Origin of the sequence: Rhodococcus sp. UFZ-B548 (genome assembly GCF_903819475.1) — a bacterium.
GTDB classification, from domain to species: domain Bacteria; phylum Actinomycetota; class Actinomycetes; order Mycobacteriales; family Mycobacteriaceae; genus Rhodococcus_F; species Rhodococcus_F erythropolis.
In genome coordinates, this window is sequence record NZ_CAIJDS010000058.1 from 26,212 (window position 1) to 47,185 (window position 20,974).

The 20,974-nt window shown below is 61.9% G+C and carries 16 protein-coding genes and 1 pseudogene; 7 read left to right on the forward strand and 10 right to left on the reverse strand.

All coding sequences use genetic code 11. The features are described from left to right. Nucleotides 1-10: 10 nt before the first annotated feature. The 3 genes from H7C86_RS31730 to H7C86_RS31740 form a co-directional block, all read right to left on the reverse strand. Nucleotides 11-670, reverse strand: coding sequence for an LppP/LprE family lipoprotein (locus H7C86_RS31730; protein WP_041815192.1), 660 nt, complete (start codon nt 668-670; stop codon nt 11-13). 97 nt (nt 671-767) lie between these two features. Continuing rightward, entirely contained in the window at nt 768-2,432 is a 1,665-nt protein-coding gene (locus H7C86_RS31735; protein WP_182262958.1) for an amidohydrolase, read from the reverse strand. A gap of 16 nt (nt 2,433-2,448) precedes the next feature. Further along, entirely contained in the window at nt 2,449-3,699 is a 1,251-nt protein-coding gene (locus H7C86_RS31740) for an MFS transporter (protein ID WP_182262959.1), read from the reverse strand. A gap of 216 nt (nt 3,700-3,915) precedes the next feature. On the opposite strand from H7C86_RS31740, the gene H7C86_RS31745 reads away from it, so the two are divergent. Further along, entirely contained in the window at nt 3,916-4,545 is a 630-nt protein-coding gene (locus H7C86_RS31745; RefSeq protein ID WP_019745022.1) for a TMEM175 family protein, read from the forward strand. Here the strand turns inward: H7C86_RS31745 and H7C86_RS31750 are convergent. After that, the gene (locus H7C86_RS31750; protein WP_021332152.1) at nt 4,542-5,126 is read right to left on the reverse strand and encodes an ABATE domain-containing protein; all 585 of its coding nucleotides are present in this window, start codon (nt 5,124-5,126) and stop codon (nt 4,542-4,544) included. The two genes, H7C86_RS31745 and H7C86_RS31750, sit on opposite strands and share 4 nt — an antisense overlap. Nucleotides 5,127-5,228: 102 nt before the next feature. Between H7C86_RS31750 and H7C86_RS31755 the strand changes: the two genes are divergently transcribed. The 4 genes from H7C86_RS31755 (at nt 5,229) to H7C86_RS31770 (ending at nt 10,393) form a co-directional block, all read left to right on the forward strand. Continuing rightward, complete coding sequence (locus H7C86_RS31755; protein WP_046379105.1) at nt 5,229-6,131, forward strand: NAD(P)-dependent oxidoreductase; 903 nt, start codon at nt 5,229-5,231, stop codon at nt 6,129-6,131. Then, complete coding sequence (locus H7C86_RS31760; RefSeq protein WP_080945711.1) at nt 6,128-7,327, forward strand: MFS transporter; 1,200 nt, start codon at nt 6,128-6,130, stop codon at nt 7,325-7,327. Before H7C86_RS31755 ends, H7C86_RS31760 begins: the two co-directional genes overlap by 4 nt. A 12-nt stretch (nt 7,328-7,339) precedes the next feature. Next, nucleotides 7,340-7,855, forward strand: a complete 516-nt coding sequence (locus H7C86_RS31765) for a hypothetical protein (protein ID WP_019745018.1) — start codon at nt 7,340-7,342, stop codon at nt 7,853-7,855. A 114-nt stretch (nt 7,856-7,969) separates the two neighbouring features. Then, nucleotides 7,970-10,393: an ATP-dependent Clp protease ATP-binding subunit gene (locus H7C86_RS31770; RefSeq protein ID WP_029256076.1), complete on the forward strand. Its 2,424-nt coding sequence runs from the start codon at nt 7,970-7,972 to the stop codon at nt 10,391-10,393. 52 nt (nt 10,394-10,445) lie between these two features. On the opposite strand, the gene H7C86_RS31775 is transcribed toward H7C86_RS31770, so the two are convergent. The 5 genes from H7C86_RS31775 to H7C86_RS31795 all read right to left on the reverse strand — a co-directional run bounded on the left by H7C86_RS31775 (nt 10,446) and on the right by H7C86_RS31795 (nt 16,428). Continuing rightward, entirely contained in the window at nt 10,446-12,311 is a 1,866-nt protein-coding gene (locus tag H7C86_RS31775; RefSeq protein WP_182262963.1) for an FAD/NAD(P)-binding domain-containing protein, read from the reverse strand. 203 nt (nt 12,312-12,514) lie between these two features. Further along, complete coding sequence (gene fahA / locus H7C86_RS31780; RefSeq protein WP_182262960.1) at nt 12,515-13,705, reverse strand: fumarylacetoacetase; 1,191 nt, start codon at nt 13,703-13,705, stop codon at nt 12,515-12,517. Next, nucleotides 13,702-14,571 carry a hypothetical protein gene (locus H7C86_RS31785; protein WP_019745014.1) on the reverse strand — a complete coding sequence of 290 codons (870 nt, stop codon included), beginning with the start codon at nt 14,569-14,571 and terminating at the stop codon, nt 13,702-13,704. The genes fahA and H7C86_RS31785 overlap by 4 nt, the downstream gene beginning before the upstream one ends. After that, nucleotides 14,568-15,767, reverse strand: coding sequence for a homogentisate 1,2-dioxygenase (locus H7C86_RS31790; RefSeq protein ID WP_070795795.1), 1,200 nt, complete (start codon nt 15,765-15,767; stop codon nt 14,568-14,570). Before H7C86_RS31790 ends, H7C86_RS31785 begins: the two co-directional genes overlap by 4 nt. Before the next feature lie 109 nt (nt 15,768-15,876). Further along, entirely contained in the window at nt 15,877-16,428 is a 552-nt protein-coding gene (locus tag H7C86_RS31795) for a MarR family winged helix-turn-helix transcriptional regulator (RefSeq protein ID WP_019745012.1), read from the reverse strand. Between the two features lie 104 nt (nt 16,429-16,532). Between H7C86_RS31795 and H7C86_RS31800 the strand changes: the two genes are divergently transcribed. Both H7C86_RS31800 and H7C86_RS31805 read left to right on the forward strand, forming a co-directional pair. Then, nucleotides 16,533-17,147 carry a TetR/AcrR family transcriptional regulator gene (locus H7C86_RS31800; RefSeq protein WP_024487276.1) on the forward strand — a complete coding sequence of 205 codons (615 nt, stop codon included), beginning with the start codon at nt 16,533-16,535 and terminating at the stop codon, nt 17,145-17,147. Between the two features lie 174 nt (nt 17,148-17,321). Continuing rightward, nucleotides 17,322-18,920: an ABC transporter substrate-binding protein gene (locus H7C86_RS31805; protein ID WP_182262961.1), complete on the forward strand. Its 1,599-nt coding sequence runs from the start codon at nt 17,322-17,324 to the stop codon at nt 18,918-18,920. Nucleotides 18,921-18,979: 59 nt separating this feature from the next. Here the strand turns inward: H7C86_RS31805 and metE are convergent. Continuing rightward, nucleotides 18,980-20,920 (reverse strand): annotated as a pseudogene (gene metE, locus H7C86_RS31810) (5-methyltetrahydropteroyltriglutamate--homocysteine S-methyltransferase); the annotation flags it as partial. Nucleotides 20,921-20,974 lie beyond the last annotated feature (54 nt).

Below are 20,974 nucleotides of genomic sequence, written 5' to 3' on the forward strand. Positions count from 1 at the left end.
GGAAACGGGTTCAGGAGGGCGGGAACTGGCCGTCGGCGACCACAGCGCTGCCGTTCCACGTGAAATTCACGATATTCGGTCCGCCTTGAGGGCAGCAGAATGCGTCGTCGTCGAGCAACCATCGGTATTGGACGGACACCGAATTCTTGTTGCTGTCGATGACGTGTGTGTACGAGTACGGCTTGCTGGTAGCCGTGCCCAGGTAAGTCCCGTCGTGGAAGAACAGGACGTGTGACTGATACGTCGCATCGCCCACGCCATCACCATCGACCGAAACCCAGAGCAGGTCAGGACAATTACCGATCTGCTCCTCGCTCGCGGATCTCGGTATCCAGCTGCCGCCGTTGACGTCGGTTCCCAAGGTACCGATTGCGTCCGTGACAACCGGGGAGTCGACGTCGAGACAGGGACCCGAAGCCGGGACTGCAGGCGTCGTCGCCGGCACGGATTCGCTTGCTGGGGTGCCCGATTGCGGCGGGGGAGAACTCGTTACCGTCGTCCCGGATTCGTTTGCCGTCGAGGTCGCCGACGCCGTTGAGCTTGACGCTGTTGAACTAGCCGCCGCCTCGGGTGTTCCTTCGGTCGACCCGCAACCGGCGACCATCAGGGCAGTGGCCGTCACCAGTGCCGAGACAGCGACGGCGGCCGAAATCGGAGCTTTCCTGCGCATGCGTCCTCCAGAGAGTGTGGGTTCACGTGTTCAAGTCCCTCCCTCGTTCTGTCGCCGGGCCGCATGCGTGCGTTATCGAACAACTGATAACGATCAGCTATCGGGCTTCGGTGTTGACGGCTTCGGCGTTTGTGGCTCGAGCGGAGTCGTATCGCACGGATCCGGCAACCACGGTCATCGCGATTTCCGTGGTCAGGAGAGAATCGACCCCTTCGGTGAACGGATCTTGTTTCAGTACGACAAAATCGGCTGCTTTTCCCCGAACCAGTTGGCCGGTCACATCTTCCCACCGGCACGAGTAGGCAGCGTCGCGGGTTGCGTGAGCCAGCGCGTCCGCGAGGGGGAGCGCGTACCCCGGCAGGTTGGGTGCCAGTGACGGATCGATTGCGGATCGACGGGTGGTGGCGATGAACATGTTCGGCAGCGGCGGGTGGGGCGCCGTCGGAGCGTCCGAACCCAACGCCAGAACCGCTCCGGCCTCGGTGAATTCGGGCCAGGGGTACGCGCGATTCACCCGGTAGTCGCCGAGCATCGCCTGCCAGTTCTCTTGGATAGCAGGGTCAGCGTGAACCGGTTGCATCGAGGCGATGATTCCCAGGCGGGCAAGCCTTTCGACGTTGTCCCGGGTGATGGACTCCAAGTGTTCCATTCGGTGCCTGCGGGGAATGTCTCCGTTGGCGGCGATCGCGTACTCGAGTGCCGTCAATCCGATCTCCGACGCCTCGTCGCCGATCGCGTGCATCGCGATCTGCAGGCCCGCGGCGTCAGCGGCTGTCACGACGGGGATCAAGGACTCGAGATCCCAGATGGGCTCGGCGTTGGTGCCGTCAGAGTACGGCTCTTTCATTGCGGCAGTGCAGCTGTCGATCACACCGTCGATGATGATCTTGATTCCGGCGATACGGAGCCACGGACCTTGGACGCGCTCGTGGAGTTCGATCACGTCGTGAACTTGTCGGACGTTGTCAGCCTCGTTGTCCTCGCGGGTCATCAGCCAGTGAGCCGCGACGCGCAGCGGCAATGTGCCGTCTCCTGCATCCAATGCTCTTTCCAGCGAAGCTAATTCGTCCGCGCCGAGAGCCATGTCGACCGCGCCGGTCACGCCGTCCTCGAGATAGTGGCGGAACGCGAGCGCGAGGGCGGCGTCCCGGTCCTCGTCGGATGCGAGCTCCGCCAGTTTCGGCCAGACGTAGAGCATCATGGCGGTCTCGTACAGCATTCCGGTGGCTTCTCCGGTGTCCGGATCCCGGCCGATACGACCGCCGATCGGATCGGGCGTGTCCGCGTCGATGCCGAGTTCTCGCAGTGCTGCAGTGTTCACCCAGACCGAATGTACGTCGTTGGCGTCGAGGTACACCGGGCGATCGGGCACGACGGCGTCGATCATCTCTCGCGTCGGGTGCCCTCCATCCAGCGCGGAGAACAACCAACTGCGACCCAGCAGGCGTGGTGCATCCGGGTTCGATTCCGCGAATTGCTTGATGCTGGACTGAATGTCGGCGAGATCGGTGGCATCACGCAGATCCAACTTCTGCAGCGCGAATCCCATCATGACCAAATGTGTATGGGCGTCGACGAAACCGGGTAGCACGACGGCGCCTTGGAGATCGATCACCTCGGCGTCGGGAGCCAGGATATCGGCATAGACGGTTTCGCCCACGAATCTGAGCTTGTGGTTCTCGACGACTATCGATTCGGCCCATCCGTCGTCGGCAGCCGTGAAGATCTTTCCGTTGCGGTAGTGAGTGAAGCTGTCATTCATGACTTCTACGTGATCCTTACGCGATGACGGTAGTAGTGATGGCGGCGCTGTGGTGACGATACGCAACCTCCGTACGTGCGGAGAGTCGGGAAACCAAGGCGAAGGGGACTAATAGAACGAAGCTGATCCCGGAGATGATGACTCCGAAGGTCGGATACCCGAGGCTGGCCGTCACCGAAGTGCCGAACAGCGGCGCGAACGCGGAGCCGATGAGGTAGGTGCCCAATAGTGGGGCCGACCATCGGCCGGCGGCGTCGAGCGCGGCCGAGATGGCAACCAAGACGATGAACGTGGCCGCGTAGACAGTGTTCCAGGCGATGACCAGTACCAGGTAGATCGTGGGATCGGTGGTGAGGCTGGCAGACAGCTTCAGGATTGCCCCGAGTATCAGTAGCACGGAGATCGATACTGTCCGACTGACCCGAGAACCCAACGCGGTCAAAGTAACAGCCGCGAGCACGCCACCCGCCGTTGATGCGCTCAGCGCGAGACTCATTTGTTGATCCGAGAGTCCGGCGTGCTCGGAACCCATGATGCCGAGTACTGCCCACAGTGAGTCTTCGCTGATCGCCCAGACTGCAAGCATCGCGAGAAATGCGGTTCCGGCAAAAGTGAGTCGTTTCGCGCTTACCCCGGCGGGGAGAGTGGTGGTCGTCTTGGCGGACTTCGCCGTCTCCGGCGACTCTTTCACCGGGGATGACGGCAACCAGGTGACCGTTGCTGCGGTAGCCAGTGCCAGGACTGCGACGATGCCGAATGCGTTGGTCATGTGTGTGCCGAGGATGGGTATGAGAGCGAGGACGGCTGTGACGACGACACGGTTCACGAGGCCGCTGATGCTTGACGCCCGGTCCGGGTTCGTGAGCGCGGCCAGTGCCGCTCCACCAACGGATGCAGATCCACCAGCGCCGATGCCGCCGACGATGATCGCGGTACACGCGATCATCGTGGACGGTGCGATGGCCGCAACGCCGAATGCGGCTGCCATTGCCATCAGGCTGACGCGGCCGAGGAGATGACGATGCCGACCCGATGCGATACGAGTGGTGGCGAGGCAGGTGAACGCGCAGACCAGCAGCGATGCGGTCAGGACGGCACCGGCGGCGGATTCGGTGACACCGAGGTCCTCGACCATTGCCACGATCATCAGGGGGATGAGGTTCGCGGTGATGAATCCCATGACACCGATGCTGAAGACGGCAATACCGCGGTTGGCGGTGAGTGGAACCCGGTCGGACTGCGTAATCGCAGAAGCGTTGATTGGCACTAGGGCAACCCCATGTCCTGAAGGGGGTGGCGGAACCGACCCCTGATGGCGTGATGCGAGTCACTTAATGAATGTGATTCGTTAAGTATGGGGATGGGCCCTGCCTCGGTCAAGGGGTATAACGAATTTGATTCGTTAATTGTATGTTTCGGGATACCGCCTCCCGCAAAGTGGCGTCGCCGGTCTGTTTCTTGTTGTGAGGCTTATGCTTCCGCAATGGCTGAGATTGCGGAACGCACCCGCTACTTCGAGCGCTACGTCACTTTCGTCGACGCGATTGTCGCCATTGCGATCACGCTGCTCGTCCTGCCGCTGGTCGAACTCACCAGTGACCACCACGGCACCACGTCGGAACTCCTGCGCGATCACGCGGCGCAGTTCTATTCGTTCGCCCTGAGCTTTCTGGTGATCTTCCGTCTCTGGTGGTCGCAGCATCGGCTGCTTCGTTTCGTGGTCGACGGAGACAAGGTGGTTGTGCGCGGGCTGGGGTTGTGGGTGATGACCATCGTGTTCTTGCCGTTCCCGACTGCGCTCGTTGCAGCGCCGTCGCAGGATCTCGGAACCAGGGCTCTCTACATCGGGACAATGGCAGCCAGTGCTGCGTGCCTGGCGGTGGTCGCGTGGGGTCTGGTTCGCAACCCTTCGTTGAGCGAAGAGAATGCGAAGCCGCATTTCACCGCTGAAATCGTCACTTTCCTGATCATGGTGGTGGCGCTGCTCGTCAGTGTGCTCGTTCCGGTGACGTCGTACTTCCCGCTGTTTCTTCTCCTGCTGTCGACGCCGATCGAGAAGCTGTGGAACCGAGTGGCGGCGAAATGGAGTCGCGGTGAAGGTGAGATGAGCTAGTCGGCGCGAGCGGTCATCGCGGATTTCTTGGCTTTGTTTCCGCAGATGTTCATCGAGCACCAGCGTCGGTTGTTGCCGCGGCTGGTGTCGACGTAGAGGCCGGTGCACCCGTCGCCCTGGCAGGCTTTGACGCGGTCGTGGTCGGGTCCACCGAGCACCGCGATCGCGTCGGCAGCCACTATCGACAAAGCGTCGCGGATCGGATTGTCTCCGGCTGATTTCCAAAGGGCCCGGCCACTCTCGAGGACGAGGTGGGCATCACCGAGTTCGGATGCGGTGTTGACGATCCCGACATCGGCGCGTGAGGCGCGGCGGTCCTCGCATACGGCGGTTCCGATGCGATGAATGGCCTCACGTAAATCCTGCGCGCCGCGGAGGTCGTCTTCTGTCGCGGTTGCTGGGGTGTCCATCAGATCGTTGGCGCGTAACCATAATTCGAGTCGCTGCGGGCTCGTGAGTCGTTCGAACCTCGAGCCGTTCCGATTGGTGAGGGTGGCGGTGAAGCGGAAGGCGAGCGTGTCGTTGTCGAGTCGAAACACGTCCCGAGCGGATTGATCAGCTCCTGCTTCGTTCACTTTCATCCTCCTTTGTAGCGAACCATCTCAACCGGTTCGACAGCAACTGTACCTGTGTGAGAGTGTTGAACCGTCTTAGATGGTTCAGCATTTTCGAGAGGGAAATCCATGACTTCTGTTTCCGTGGTCGGTTTGGGTGCGATGGGTCGTCCCATCGCTCGAAATCTGATGGGTGCAGGCTTCGACGTGACGGTGTGGAATCGCAGCCCTGAAGCGGTAGCCGAATTGGTCGCGGAAGGGGCGACCGGCGCGAAAACCGTTGCCGAGGCATTCCAGTCCGGTGTTGTGCTGTCGATGTTGGCGGATGATTCGGCCGTGTCTGCGGCCATTCTGGATCCCGCCGTACTCGCATCCGTTCCGACTGGAACCGTGCACGTCAACATGGCCACCGTCAGCGTCGGCCTTGCCAAGCGCGCCGCCGCACTGCACGCCGAGTACGGCATCGGGTACATCGCGGCGCCGGTATTCGGACGCGTTTCTGTTGCTCAGGCTGGCCAGTTGAACATCATCGCCGGCGGCGACAGTTCCCTCCTCGAGCGAGTGCAACCCTTCCTCGACGTCATCGGGGCTCGCACGTGGCCACAAGGTGAGCGTCCGGAGCAGGCCAACATCGTCAAGATCATCGGCAACTACCTCATCCTTGCCGCGATTCAATCCTTGGGTGAGGCAATCACATTGGGGGAGAGGTCAGGTGTGGACGGAAGCCAACTCGTAGAACTGCTGACCTCGACGATCTTCCCGGGGCCGGTCTACTCCAGCTACGGAAACCTCGTCGCGACGCGTCAGTACGAGCCTGCAGGATTCACCACCACTCTGGGCCTCAAGGATTTGAGGCTTGCGCTCGACGCCGCCGACAGCGTCGATCTGGATTTGCCGTTCGGCGGCGTACTTCGAGGCGTGCTCGCTCAGGCTCTGGCGAACGGTCAGGGCGAGATGGACTGGGCGTCGATTGCAGAACTGGTCCGTTCCGGCCAGTCGGGTGAAGGCAGTCCCGAACCATCGACGAGGTGAGCGCGAACTCGGACGGGACTGCGACTTCTGCACTGGCGGAGACCGATTCCGTCCGGACACTACCGCTGGCCGGGTTGTCGGCACTCGCAATGGCAGGCTTCATAGCGATCACAACCGAAACCATGCCGGCCGGACTACTGGTGCAGATCGGGTCAGGACTGTCCGTATCTGTCTCCGGTGCCGGGCAATTGGTCACTGCATACGCGTTGGGCTCTGTCGTCGGGGCGGTACCACTGATCGCATTGACCCGGGGATTGCGACGACGTGCTGTCCTGGTGTCGGCGACTGTTGGATTCGGTGTCTTCAATCTGGTGACAGCGCTGTCGTCGAATCTTGTTCTCACCTTGGGTGTTCGGTTTCTGGCGGGCATGGCAGCAGGTGTGGTGTGGGGGTTGCTTGCTGGGTACGCACGCAGGATGGCGCCCCCTCGTCTGCAGGGGCGGGCCGTTGCGGTTGCCTCCGTCGGACAGCCGATCGCGCTGGCAATCGGCGTTCCGATGGGTGCGTGGCTCGGGACCCTGGCCGATTGGCGCGTAGTCTTCGCCGTGATGTCGGTTGCTGCGCTACTTCTGGTCGTGTGGATACTCACGGTGATGCCGGACTTTCCCGGGCAACAAGCGGATCGGCAGCTGTCGGTGCGGAAAGTCCTGGTCCTGCCGGGCGTACGACCGATTCTGTTTGTCGCGTTCTTGTGGATCTTCGCGCACAACATCGTGTACACGTATCTGGCGGCGTTTCTGGATCGCATCGGTTTCGGCGATCGGTTGGGAATCGTTTTGTTCGTGTTCGGACTTTTCGCCTTCGTGGGCATCGGTGTGGTCGGGGTGTTTGTCGACCGGGCCCTTCGAAGTCTCACCGTGCTGAGCTTGGTGGTCTTTGCCGCAGCTTTGACGGCGTTGGGCGTCGGCGGTGACAGCTTCGCAGTGATCGCACTCAGCGTTGCGGTATGGGGCGTGGCATTCGGAGGCGCTCCCACTCTCCTTCAGAATGCGCTCGCCGACACGACGGGCGACGCTGTGGACACTGCGCAATCGGTTTTCGTGACGATCTTCAATGCGGCGATCGCAGCGGGCGGCGTCGTGGGCGGGCTGATCTTGGCGGACAGGGGTGCGGGAGCGTTGCCGTTGGTTTCCCTGGTGCTGATCGTCGTCGGTGTTCTTGTGGTCAGTATCCGACAATTCGGACATAGCTTGTGATTCACTTCACGCATGCGAAAGTCATTGCTGGTGGTTGCTCTCGTTGCTACGTGGTTTGTCGCCGGAGCGATGCCCGCGGGGGCTGCGGATGCGAACTGGTCCGGTGATTACTCGCTCAAGCGTTTCGCCGCGACCAAGACGGGCACAAGTCTGGCCGCCAGCCAGTGGGAGCCGGATTTCTCCGATACATACACGTTCGAGACGGATTGCTCGAGCGGAGTCTGTATCGCCACAGTGGTCGGCGGTCCGGCTCCCGCCAATCCGACGTTGCCGCAGCCTGCGCGATACACCTGGGACGGAACCAGTTGGGTGCACCCCTATGACTGGGAGTGGGATTGCTACCAGGGGGAAGGCGTGCCCAAGGTGTGGGCACCGGCGCACTCCGAGGCGTATTACACACCTCAGCCCGATGGCAGTCTGAAAGGTTCGTGGCGTACCGACATCGCGAGTGGTCCCTGCGAGGGATCGGTGATCATGCACGTCGAGGCGTACCCGGTCGGTCGATCTACCGGATCCTTCGGTAGTTGAGAACGATCTGTGGCCCGAAGGTGTTGAAACAAATCTGAGCCCGCGGGAATTGATCGAGCCCCATGCACGTTAATTGAGTCAGTAACGCTCAACTTTCTGCAAGGAGGCTTCGGAATGCCAGCATTCTTCGGGCCCGAGGGTCCCGGTCGCATCGATATTTCCCGGCTCATGAGCAGGGCCACCCAGCAACTCATGGCTGACGCTGCACGTGTAGCGGCTGCTCGCGGTGATTCGGATCTCGATGCACTGCACGTTCTCCGCGTCATGGCGGAGCAGGATCCGGTCCGCACGCTCATGCAGCGCGCCGGAGCCGACCCGAAATCCGTGGTCGACGCCGTCGACCTGCGGCTGCCACAAGGCCGTGAGCAGGGGGCCTACTCTGCTCCTGCGCTCAGCAGCGCCGTGAAAACCGCTCTACTCGAGGCTCATCAACTGGCCCGAGCCCTGGGATCGACGTACATCGATCCCGAACACCTCTTCATCGCATTGGCTGGTGACCCCGATCATGTTCCGGGTCGTCTGCTCGCTTCGGCCGGCATCACGCCGGAGAAGCTGCAGGCAGCGGTTCAGAATCCTGCAGCCGGTCCAGTCGAAGACGAGTCCACCACACCGACGCTCGACAAGTACGGCGTCGATCTCACCGATCGCGCACGCAACGGCGGCGTCGATCCGGTGATCGGCCGCGCTGACGAGATCGAACAGACCATCGAGATCCTCTCCCGCCGCACCAAGAACAACCCCGTCCTGGTGGGTGAGGCCGGCGTCGGCAAGACTGCCATCGTCGAAGGTCTCGCCCAGCGCATCGTCGACGGGGATGTCCCGGAATCGTTGGTGGGCAAGAGGATAGTCCAGCTCGAACTCTCGAGTATGGTCTCGGGTACTCGCTACCGCGGAGACTTCGAGGAACGGCTGACCAAGGTGATCGACGAGATCACCGCACACAAGGACGAGCTGATCGTCTTCATCGACGAGATGCACACCATCGCCGGTGCCGGAGGCGGCGCCGAAGGTGCGATGGATGCCGGAAACATCCTCAAGCCCAAGCTCGCTCGCGGTGAACTGCACATCGTCGGCGCCACCACGCTCGACGAATACCGCAAGAACATCGAGAAGGATCCCGCGCTCGAGCGGCGCTTCCAGCCCGTACAGGTCGGGGAGCCGTCGATCGAGGACGCGATCGCGATCTTGAGCGGACTGCGCAGTCGGTACGAGGATCACCACAAGGTGCACTACACCGACGAGGCGATCACCGCTGCGGTGGAGCTGTCGGCACGTTACATCGGCGACAGGTTCTTGCCGGACAAGGCAATCGACTTGATCGACCAGGCCGGCGCCAGGCTTCGGTTGAAGACGGCCACCGTGGACACCGCTGCACTGCAGCAACGTCTCGAGCAGCTCGAGAGCGACAAGGAGAAAGCCGTCGCCGATGAATTGTACGAGAAGGCGTCGACCCTGCGTGACGAGATCAACGGCGTCGCAAAGCGTCTCGAGAAGGCAGGATCCTCGGTTCCTTCCGAGGAAACTCCGGATGTGACTGCTGAACAGATCGCCCAGGTTGTCGCCCGTGCCACGGGTATTCCGGCCAGCCAGATGACTCAAGCAGAGAAAGATCGCCTGCGCCGTCTGGAAGAGGAACTGCACGGTCGTGTCATCGGGCAAGATGACGCCGTTCGCGCAATCGCGCGTGCGGTGCGTCGTAGCCGGACCGGTATGAGCGATCCGGATCGTCCCGTCGGTAGCTTCCTGTTCCTCGGACCCACCGGTGTCGGCAAGACGGAGCTCGCAAAAGCTCTGGCTGCCACACTCTTCGGTGACGAGAACAAGATGCTGCGCTTCGACATGAGTGAGTTCGGTGAGAGGCACACGGTAAGCCGATTGGTCGGTGCTCCTCCCGGATATGTCGGCTACGGCGAGGCCGGACAGCTCACGGAACAGGTGCGTCGTAACCCGTACTCGGTGATCCTGCTCGACGAGATCGAGAAGGCACACCCGGACGTGTTCAACACCTTGCTCCAGGTGCTCGACGACGGGCGTCTGACCGACGGCCAGGGTCGAACGGTGGACTTCAAGAACACTGTCGTGATCATGACCAGCAACCTCGGCTCGGACATCATCTCGAGCAAGTCCGGTGGACTGGGCTTCACCACAGGTGATGCAGAGTCGGCGGAGAAGCCACTGCGCGACCGCGTGATGGCCAGGTTGCGCGAATCGATGCGGCCGGAGTTCCTCAACCGCATCGACGAGATAGTGATCTTCCGCAAGCTCGACACCGAGCAACTGCACCGGATCACTGATCTGTTGCTCGACGACAGCCGGAAGCGGTTGCAGTCCAAGGGCATCGACATCGAGTTCACCGCCGACGCAGTGGACTGGATTGCCGAGCACGGGCATCAACCCGAGTTCGGGGCTCGCCCGTTGCGTCGTTCGATTCAGCGTGTGGTCGACGACAAGATCGCCGACATGCTGCTCGATGATCTCCTCGAAGAGGGCGGCAGCATCACCGTCGCGGTTGACGAGGGTGAGTTGGTGTTCAGCTAGGAGGGGCACAGCCCCCGTGAGCGGTTAGGGAGTCTCTGGACTCCCTAACCGCTCACAGGCGCGCAGCGCCCAAAATCTCCGCCGCCAGGGCGTCGTTGTGCCGGAAAAACCCCGCATTGGTACGGGGACGAGGGAAAGCCGCCGACCAGTTGTGGCCTGCAACCCACGGCCCGGCCGCGAAGCGGCGAGGATGAGCTGTGTTGTCCTGGTCGAGAATTCGTGAAGTACCGTCGACGGCGAGCTTCGCCGAACTGTCGACGGTCGCACGAAGTTCGACTGCCTCGCCCCGACCGTGAAGCGTCCGCAGGAGCGAGTCACCGCTCGCGCTGATGGACGCAACCGGCAAGCGTGCTTCGACGAGGGTGTTCGCGGCCACGATGTCGGTGTGCGACGCACTGCGAGCGACAAAGATCCCAGCCCCCGTTGCCGGGTCGATTTCGGTGGAGAACGCTGAATCCGGCCCGAGGAACTGGACGATGCCGGCCTCGTTGAGCGCGATCAACTGTTCCAGTCGCTCGGGTGGCGGACCACTGGCGATGAAGCTGAAGAACGAATGAAGCCAACCCTCGACGTCCTTGGCGACGGATTCGGCCGGGATTCTGCCGCGCCGCAGCAATTCTCCGACAGTCATGTACGTCGACAGCAGCGCTGAGAAGACAGCCGCGTCGGCGCTGAAATACGGGTCCGACCTCCGCGCGACGTCTGCCGAGATGTACTCGTTGATCCGGGATTGGACCTCGGCAAGTCCGTCGTAGCGCTCACCGCCGAGTGGGCGGTTCAGTCGCTCGAGATCGATACGGTCTTCCGGCTTCGGAACTGCGTTCTCGACCAGTTCCTGCAATCGAGACGATCCCCAAGCCAGCGAGGCGAATTCGGCGTCGAACTCCTCCCAGGTGCCCACCGTCCGATCCGGGTGCGACGCGAACAGTTCGTGATAGTGGGCGCCTGCCAATTCTTTCGACGCCAGCGGCCAGATGTCGTTTCGGAAATCCAACGGCCCGTCGCCGGGCACAAGATCAGCGGTGAAGAACCGAGGTAGCGGTGGCCGCGCGTCGGCGATCGAGTACGAAATCTTGGAGTGGTACGGCACGCCTCGACGAGATCCGGCGTACAACAGAGGTTCCCGACCCGAGGGAGTGTAAGTGAGGGTGCCGTCCTCACCGCGTTCGAAGACGCCGCCGCGGCTCTCGGCGAGGAGAACCATCCAGTCGATGAAAGCCAGCCCGAGTCCGGCGATCAGAACCGGTTCGCGTTCGGGAATGACATCGGCGTCGAGGTCGGCGGTGTATCCCGGACCTACGTAGGTCAACCCGTGCTCGGACGCGAAGCTGGTCAGCGCGGTTTCACGCGGGGCAGCCAACGCATCGGGGTGCCCTTGCGCGAGAAGGACGGCCGTCGCTTCGATGACAACTCCGTCGTTCAGATGAACCGTCTGTATCTCGCCGACGTTCACGATGTCGACCACGGATCGTCGATGAACCCGAACGTCGACGTGCGCTGGTGCAGAGTCGACCGCAGTCTGGAACACCCAGTTCAGGTATCGGCTCTGCAGTGACCTCGATGCAAACGACGACGGGCTGATCATCGGAACTTCTGCCGCGATTTCGGGGAATTCGGCAAGTTCAGCCGAGTGCTCGGCGACCCATTCCGCGAGGGTCGGACCCGGCAGAACCGGGCCGGTCACGGCGGTGGTCTCGTCGGTGAACATCGTGACGTCCGCGGTTGTCGAATTCATCCACAGAAGCGGCGCCTGGCTGCCTCGCCAAATGCGGCCGGCGCCTGCCGGATACGGGTCGACGACGTGAATGTCGATCGGTACGGGATCGGCGTTCACCGATTCGTGAGCGAGGATTCGCTCGAGTACGCCGGTCCCGCGGGGGCCACCGCCCACGATCACGACGACAGCTGCTGTCCCCACTGAGGTACGGGGTCGATCGCCTGGCACGAGTCCTCCATCGGACCTGGCAGAAAGCACCCGCACCTCAGCAGAGGGGGTTGCTGCGACGTCACGGAGCCAGGACTCTCGATCGCTCTGGATGGTTAGTCCAGCTTATCTTCGGAGAATCGTGAGGCAAGGAATTCCGGACATCAGATCAGCGTGAATCAAACAGTTGTCAATCGTTATCTTTCGGTTTGCGTTGCCGGCAGAATCCGAGCGTGAACATCCCCGAAGCCGATTCGTGATCCCCCGACGCCGGGAGCGGTGGCTGAGATGGCGATGGTGTCGCCGTCTTCGAGAAAGGTTCGAGTCTCGGAGCCCACGGTCACGGGTTCCTTGCCACCCCAGGTCAGTTCGATGAAGGCGCCGCGCTGATCTTTGTCCGGTCCGGAAATGGTTCCGGATGCAAAGAGATCGCCGGTGCTCGCTGCTGCGCCGTTGATAGTGGTGTGCGCGAGCATCTGCGCCGGCGACCAGTACATCTGGGCGTAGGGCGGCCGGGAGACGACGTGACCGTTCCATTCGACGGCCAGGTCGATGTCCAACCCCCACTTCTCCTCGCCGCGCAGGTAAGAGAGAGGTTCGGGGTCCTGCACCGGCGTATCGATTCGGGCAGCTTCGAGCGCGAGCAACGGAACAACCCACGCAGAAATGGACGTCGCGAAGCTCTTCCCGAGATTCGGGCCGAGAGGGACGTATTCCCACGCCTGGATGTCCCGGGCGGACCAGTCGTTCACGACGACGGCGCCGAAGACGTGCTCGGCAAAGTCGTCCGGGGTGATGGAATCGCCCATCTTCGAGGGAGTTCCGACGATGAAGCCCATTTCGGCCTCGATGTCGAGGCGGCGGGACGGTCCGAAATCCGGGTTCTCCTGATCGGGTGACTTGCGCTGTCCGCAGGGGCGAACGATATCGGTGCCGGAGACGACGATGGTGCTCGAGCGCCCGTGGTATCCGACCGGAAGGTGCTTCCAGTTCGGCATCAAGGGAGCAGCGTCGGGTCGGAACAGGCGTCCGAGGTTGGTCGCATGATTTTCCGACGCGTAGAAATCCACGTAGTCGGCCACCGCGATCGGCAAGTGCATTGTGACTGAGTCGACGGGAAACACTGCGTCCGAGTCTATTTCGCCGGTCACTAGATCCGTGATCCGATTACGCACCGATACCCACTGATCCCGGCCCAGCGCCATGAACGCATTCAGACTCGGTTCGGCGTAGACGGAATCTCCCAGTGTCGCTGCGAGATCGACCACCGAGTCGGCGACCCGAACACCAACACGCGGTGATCCTCCGGCGGGGGAGAAGATGCCGTATGGCAGATTGTCGATCCCGAACAACGAGTCGGCGGGAATGTCGATGGTCGTGACGGTCATACGAGTGTTCCTTCGGTTTTGTCGGAGCGGACGATCAATCCGAGACCTTCGAGTTCGGTGAGAGGGTCCGAAATGCTACAGGTCCCGAACGAGAGGAAGCGGCGACGCACCTCGCCGGCCTCGTCCGCGGTCAGTTCGGCCAGGGCTTGCGCGATCGATTCGCCATCGCGTTGCGCCAGAGCAGCAACAACTTCCGAGCGGTCGGCGCCCCGCCTCACAGCGTTGACGGCCACCATGATGTTGAGGAAGCCGTGCTGCTCGAAACCTGTCTCCGGATCGGTATTGCGCACGCCGTGATGCAGTCCCGCGGTCGCCTTGAACGGGATACCCGCTCGGACAACGGATATCACGGCATCGGCGAGCTCGTCCTCGTCCGGGTACGCTTCGGCGACAATTCCTCCGGTGCGAAACTTCGCGGAGTACCCGGCGGTTTCGAGCGCCGTCAGAAAGTCCACGCGTCGATCACCGCGGGGTACCTCGACAAAAATGTCCAGGTCGGGATGAGCGGCATGGACGGGAGCGAGTTCCTCGAAGGCGGCTTCGGCGTCCAACCCGTCAGGAATTCCCACTTCGACGGCGGCGACGCTGACACCGGGGATAGCGAGCGCGTTCGACAGTGCCGCCGCCGTATCGGCTGGACCGGCCGGCACAGTCAGACTCAGCGTCACCGGGTTGTCAGCTGAAACGTACGCGGCCAGTTCGCTCAATCGCGGCGCGGGAAAGACGAAGGGCCCGACCAGTGCGTCATAGTCCGCCTGCTGGTAGGCCGCGTGGGCCGGAACTGCCTCGGCGAGAGGAGCATTGCCGGGTGGGAAGAGTGCTGCGTCGTCGCACAGGCCGCGCAGGAGTGGGGAGATGATCGTCATTGCTGAGGCCCCCGCCCTGCCCAACTCCAGGCGTACGCTTCGTCTTCACAGGCCAACGCTCCCTCACCCAATTCGAGCGGCCGGAACGTATCGACCATCACGGCCAACTCGTCGAAGAACTCGGCGCCGATGCTTCGCTCGTACGCGCCGGGTTGTGGGCCGTGGGCGTGGCCACCGGGATGAATCGAAATCGAACCCTGCCCGATGCCGGAACCCTTGCGTGCCTCGTAGTCTCCGCCGCAGTAGAACATGATCTCGTCCGAGTCGACGTTCGAGTGGTAGTACGGCACCGGGATCGACAGGGGGTGGTAGTCGACCTTGCGAGGCACGAAGTTGCAGATCACGAAGTTGTTCCCCTCGAAGGCCTGGTGCGCCGGCGGCGGCTGGTGAACACGGCCCGTGATCGGCTCGTAGTCGGAGATGTTGAAGGTGTACGGGTACAGGCATCCGTCCCAACCGACGACATCGAAAGGGTGCGTGGGATACACCATTCGGGTGCCGACGATGCCCGCCGACGTACGGTGCTTGACCAGTACCTCGACGTCGGTTCCTTCGGCGATCATGGGCGCGGTCGGTCCGTGCAGGTCTCGTTCACAGAACGGTGCGTTCTCGAGTAGCTGGCCGAAGCGGGACAGATAGCGCTTGGGCGGGACGATGTGACTGTTCGCTTCGATGGTGTAAGCACGAAGTGGTTTGTCACCCTTGGGGATCCATCGATGCGTTGTGGACATCGGGATCAGGACGTAGTCACCTTCACGGGCCTCGAGTGTGCCGAAGACAGTTTCGACGGTCGCCTCGCCAGATTCGATGTAGACCATCTCGTCGCCGATTGCGTTGCGGTACAGGGGAGATGGCGCTGCCGCAACGACGTAGGACAGTCGTACGTCGGCATTGCCGAGGACGAGACGACGGCCCGTTACCACGTCGGTCTCGTTCCAGGCGCTTTCGGGAAACAGTGTGTGGAGTTTCAGATGGCGCGGTTTGAGGGGATGGTTGGGGGTTGTGCTCTGATCGCGCAGTTCCCAGACCGTTGCGTCGACGATGGCCGACGGGATCTCGCGGTGGTAGAGCAACGAAGAATCCGAGGAGAAACCTTCCTCTCCCATCAGCTCTTCGTAGTAGAGGTTGCCGGACTCGTCACGATGTTGGGTGTGACGCTTCGGTGGGATGTTGCCGAGTTGTCGATAGAACGCCATGACGGGGCTCCTTCTGTGCTGTTCTGCCTGGCTCACCTCCACCAGATAGTAAATACATTAACTAAAATGATGTGATGGGCGCAACCCTCCAAGGGGGTTCGGGTCTATGTCAGTTACGTCCGCGTACGTCGAACTGGCTGCGGTTGGTGATCAGTTTGTCCAGGAGCATGACAAGAATTCGCTGTTCGGCCTCGCTCAGGACGCTGACCCAGGCGTGTTCGCGTTCGTTCTGCTCGCGAAACGCTTCGACCATGGCTTCTCGGCCTTTGTCGGTCAGGTACAGCTGGACCGAACGGCCGTCGTTCTCGGTGGGCCGGCGATCGATCAATCCGTCTGCCAGCAGCGACTTGGACAGATTGGAGACCGCTGCCCTACTCATTCCGGTGAGCTCGGCGGCAGCCTTCGGCTCGATCGGACCGGCCAGCCAGGTGACGAACAACAGTCGGAAGGAGGACCATGACCAGCCTCGAGGGCGGTGGATCGACGACTCGAGATCGTACGTGACGACGTTGGAGGCTCGGTTGAGCGTCAGGAGAACCTCGGTGGCGAGCTGATCGCGAAAGCCGTGTTCGGTGGCCAGCTTTTTGTTGGCCAGTTCGATGAACGACCAGAAATTGAGTTCGCCGACGGTTGACTGGTCATCGGTTGTCCGGTCATTCATGGACTAACCCTAGCGCGATCGGCAGGTGATTAATCTATGTACTAGATTTCGGGGTTCTGATGAAACTTCGCAACCTGGCACTGCGGTCGAGGTTCTGAACTATCGTGACGCGCGTGACTGTGCGCAGCGACGAGTTTCCCCTGGATACCGACCTCATGTCGGTGGGGCAACTCGAGCGGAGACGACGATTGACCACGGCGGTGGTCGAGATGCTTGCAGAGATGCCGTCGGATCGAATCCAGATGAAAGAAGTGTCGGAGCGTTCAGGTGTGGCGCTAGGCACTCTCTATCGCTACTTTCCGACCAAACAGCAACTTCTTGCTGCGGCGATGACGGCGTGGAGCGGGCTCGAATCCGCTCGTCGTCCTGAGGAGCCGCGAACAGGCGGCGAAGAGAGCAATGCGTACGAACGGGTTCTGGCACTTCATCGCCGCGAGATGAAGGCATTCGAGCGTAGGCCTCACTTCGCTCGACTCGAGATCGAACTCCATTCGTCCTCGGATCAGTTCGTGATCGAGTCGTTGGATCAGCGCGCGGCTGCACATCGGAGAATGCTGTTCGAATTGATGGACGGTATTCCGGCCGAGACGGCGCGGGTTGCGGCCGTGGCAATGGGCGGCACGATGTTGACGGCCCTTGCACTGTGGACCAGTGGCCGGATCGGATTCGCAGAGGCCCAGCGGAACGTCGAAGACGTCATCGGACTGGTACTTCGCTGAACGGTGTCACTCTAGAATTCAGTTCTTGTTTCAGTCGCTGTGAATGCGAATCATCGCTTCAGCTTCGTGAAAATGAAGACGCAGGAAGCGTCCTTACCTAGAATTCACTTACAAAACTGCCGGGGTGTCCGATCCAAGGATCGACGTATCCGTGAACTGTGAAAGTGAGTCGCAATGAAGCGCTCGTACCGAGCTCGCTCTCGAATCTGGATGGTTGTCCTGGCGTCGGCGACACTGGTGGTGACGGGGTGCGCCGGTAGCAGCCAAGGTACGACCACGGATGCATCGGACGTGACGGTCGGAGTTGTCGGTGACCAGAACAACGGGGGAGAGCCGCGCTCGGGTGGCACCGTGTCGTTTGCCACCTACAACGGGATCAGCAGTCTCGATCCGGCTGACCGTCAGGACGGCGGCGCTACCGGTGGTAGCGAAATGGCAGCCATCTACGACCTTCTGATGCGCTTCGATACGGCGGCGGGCGAATACGTTCCCCACTTGGCGCAGTCTTTGTCGGCCAACGGCAACAACACGGTGTGGACACTGAAATTGCGCGACGGCGTCACCTTCAGCGACGGCACTCCGATGGACAGTGCGGCAGTCCTGTGGAGCATCGATCACTATCTGCAGAAGAAGGGAACTCACGCGCTGGTGTGGAAGACCGCTGTGCGCGAGATGAATTCACCGGATCCGAGTACGGTCGTCTTCACATTGGCGCAGCCGTGGGACGAGTTCCCGATCATGTTCACCACCGGTCCCGGCATGATCGTCGCGCCCTCGGCGATGGCTACCGGCACGTTCACCCCGATCGGGGCAGGTCCGTTCACCGTCGAGAAGTTCGCCTCCCAGGACGAATTGGTGCTCGCTGCCCGTCCGACGTACTGGGACGGGGCGCCGTACCTCGAGAAGTTGCGCTTTCCGGCAATCGTCAACGAGAAGAGCAAACTCGAGGGATTGCACACCGACGGAATTCAAGTCGCCTATCTGAAGTCTCCCGATTTCATACACGAGGCTTTCGAAGCCGGTGATCCAGGATTTGTGTACTCGGCCAGCATGGCCGGCGTTCTGGCAATCAATCAGCGCGACGATCGGGCAGCGAAGGACGAGCGCGTGCGTAAGGCGATTGTCGCTGCGGTGGACCCGACTACGTTCAACGAGCGAGTTCAGGGCGGCTTCGGCGAACCCAGCACCGACATGTTCGCGTCGTGGTCGCAGTGGCACGGATCGGTGGCCGGGAACGACTTCGACCCCGAGGCGGCGAAGAAGTATCTCGCCGAGGCGAAGGCCGACGGTTACGACGGAAAACTGACGTACGTCGGTATGAACGATCCGGCGACGCAGCGCAGCGCACTGACGTTTCAGTCGCTCTTGCAGGCAGTGGGTTTCACGGTCGAAATCACCTACGCAACCAGCATCAACGATCTGATTTCCATGCTGTACGCGAAGCATGACTACGACGTGTCCTACTTCGCGTTCAACGTGCTGGAAGAGTCACCGTTCGTGCGTATGTACGGCAACCTGTTCAGCGAATCGCCGTCGAACATTCTCGGCTACAAGAACGCTCGGATGGACGAGTTGCTCGGCAAGCTGCAAACAGCGTCGGGCGAGGATGAGCGGCGAGCCGTCATCGACGATATTCAAACCGTGGTCAACGAGACGGCGCCGATGGCCGTGGTCAACTCCGGCAAGGTTTTCATCCCGTGGCGCGAGAACGTGCACGGAGTGATGCCGAGTGCGGACGGGATTCTGCTCTTCGGCAACACGTGGTTGAGCTGACCCCCCGTGCGCCTTTTTGGTAGTGCCCACTACCAAAAAGGCGCACCGGGGCTTTGCCCCTAAAGCTCCGCTCGTACCACCTTCGCGGCCTCGACGAGGTTACGAAGCGACGCTTCGACCTCGATCGGCCCCCGTGTCTTCAATCCGCAGTCCGGATTGACCCACAACCGCTCGACCGGAACAGCTTTGAGTGCCTCACGCAGTGATTCGGCAATTTCGTCGACGCTCGGCACCCGCGGCGAGTGGATGTCGTAGACACCGGGGCCGACGCCGAGGTCGAACCCGACCGAACTGAGATCGTCGAGGACCTCCATGTGTGAGCGTGCTGCCTCGATGGACGTGACGTCCGCGTCGAGGCCGGCGATGGCGCCGATCACCGCTCCGAACTCGGAGTAGCACAGGTGCGTGTGGATCGCGGTGGAATCCGCGACGCCCGAGGTGGCCAACCGGAAGGCGCCGACCGACCAGTCCAGGTAGGCGCGCTGATCCTCGGCACGCAGTGGGAGTAGTTCTCGCAGAGCCGGTTCGTCGACCTGGATGATTCCGATTCCGGCGGCCTGCAGGTCGACGGTCTCGTCTCGAATGGCCAGTGCGACTTGATTTGCCGAGTCGGCGAGGGGTTGGTCGTCGCGGACGAACGACCAGGCCAGAATGGTGACTGGTCCGGTGAGCATGCCCTTGACCGGCTTGTCGGTCAGGGACTGTGCGTACGTGATCCAGTCGACGGTCATCTGCTTCGGGCGCGAGACGTCGCCGTACAGAATCGGCGGACGCACGCAGCGGGTGCCGTACGACTGGACCCAACCGTTGGCGGTGGCGAAGAATCCGTCCAACTGCTCCGCGAAGTACTGGACCATGTCGTTGCGTTCCGGCTCACCGTGCACAAGCACGTCCAGGTCCAGCTTTTCCTGGAGCGCAACAACTTCGGCAATTTCGGCGCGCATACGGTTGACGTACTCGGCTTCGTCGATCTCGCCCTTGCGCAGCGCTGCGCGAGCGATGCGGATCTTCGAGGTTTGCGGGTACGAACCGATGGTCGTCGTGGGCAGCGGCGGCAGAGAAAGCAGCTCGTCCTGGGCAGCGCGACGTTCGGCGGCGGGCGCGCGACCGGTCGCCGAGTTCAGCACCGCGTCCAGACGGCCTCGAACACTCGCATCATTGAGTCTGCGATCGTCCTTGCGGGTCGACGCGGCCGCTCGTGCCAGAGCGAACTCGTCCTCCACCGACTCTCGGCCCTGTGTGAGAGCGGTTGCGAGAGTTACTACTTCCTTGACCTTCTCGGTGCCGAACGCGAGCCACGAGCGCAGGGCCTTGTCGACATCGGACTCAGCGTCGAGTGTGTACGGAACGTGCAGCAGGGAGCACGACGTGGAGACGGCAAGCGTGTCCACGCTGCCGAGCAAGGCACCCAAAGTGCTCAGTGCCGAGTCCAGATCGGACCGCCAGATGTTTCGTCCGTCGACCACTCCGGCGACGATTAGTTTGCGGGCGAGTTCAGGTACGGAGCCGATCGAATCCTGACCGGCCACCAGGTCGACGGCAAATCCTTCGACGCCGGTGGACGCAAGCGCGGGCAACGCGTCACGCAGCGAACCGAAGTACGACGCCAACAGGATCGACGGCCGCTCGGACAGCGCTGAAAGCTGTTCGTACGCAGCGCGTGCCGCTTCGGTTTCCTCATCGGTGCGATCGCCCACGAGGGCGGGTTCGTCGAACTGAACCCAGCTCGCACCGGCCTTCGCGAGCCGACCGAGTAGATCCGCGTAGAGGGGGAGTAGTTCGTCGAGCCGCGAGAGCAGCGGCTCGTCTGTGCCGACAGCCTTCGAGAGCAGCAGGAAGGTGACCGGTCCGATGACGACCGGGCGGGCTGCAATGCCGTCGGAAAGTGCTTCTGCCAGTTCGGACAAGACTTTGGACGGGTCGAGTGCGAACGTGGTGGACGGTGAAATCTCCGGCACCAGGTAGTGGTAGTTGGTGTCGAACCACTTCGTCATTTCGAGTTATCTCTAGCGCCGCATCAGGATGAAGGCACGGTAGGCACGGCGTGTCGGTCG

What these genes read in the sequence shown, in the direction of transcription:
- H7C86_RS31730 (WP_041815192.1), bottom strand. Translation starts at nt 670, where the DNA reads ATGCGCAGGAAAGCTCCGATTTCGGCCGCCGTCGCTGTCTCGGCACTG.
- H7C86_RS31745 (WP_019745022.1), top strand. Translation starts at nt 3,916, where the DNA reads ATGGCTGAGATTGCGGAACGCACCCGCTACTTCGAGCGCTACGTCACT.
- H7C86_RS31755 (WP_046379105.1), top strand. Translation starts at nt 5,229, where the DNA reads ATGACTTCTGTTTCCGTGGTCGGTTTGGGTGCGATGGGTCGTCCCATC.
- H7C86_RS31785 (WP_019745014.1), bottom strand. Translation starts at nt 14,571, where the DNA reads ATGACGATCATCTCCCCACTCCTGCGCGGCCTGTGCGACGACGCAGCA.
- H7C86_RS31770 (WP_029256076.1), top strand. Translation starts at nt 7,970, where the DNA reads ATGCCAGCATTCTTCGGGCCCGAGGGTCCCGGTCGCATCGATATTTCC.
- H7C86_RS31790 (WP_070795795.1), bottom strand. Translation starts at nt 15,767, where the DNA reads ATGGCGTTCTATCGACAACTCGGCAACATCCCACCGAAGCGTCACACC.
- H7C86_RS31805 (WP_182262961.1), top strand. Translation starts at nt 17,322, where the DNA reads ATGAAGCGCTCGTACCGAGCTCGCTCTCGAATCTGGATGGTTGTCCTG.
- H7C86_RS31765 (WP_019745018.1), top strand. Translation starts at nt 7,340, where the DNA reads ATGCGAAAGTCATTGCTGGTGGTTGCTCTCGTTGCTACGTGGTTTGTC.
- H7C86_RS31750 (WP_021332152.1), bottom strand. Translation starts at nt 5,126, where the DNA reads ATGAAAGTGAACGAAGCAGGAGCTGATCAATCCGCTCGGGACGTGTTT.
- H7C86_RS31795 (WP_019745012.1), bottom strand. Translation starts at nt 16,428, where the DNA reads ATGAATGACCGGACAACCGATGACCAGTCAACCGTCGGCGAACTCAAT.
- H7C86_RS31735 (WP_182262958.1), bottom strand. Translation starts at nt 2,432, where the DNA reads ATGAATGACAGCTTCACTCACTACCGCAACGGAAAGATCTTCACGGCT.
- fahA (WP_182262960.1), bottom strand. Translation starts at nt 13,705, where the DNA reads ATGACCGTCACGACCATCGACATTCCCGCCGACTCGTTGTTCGGGATC.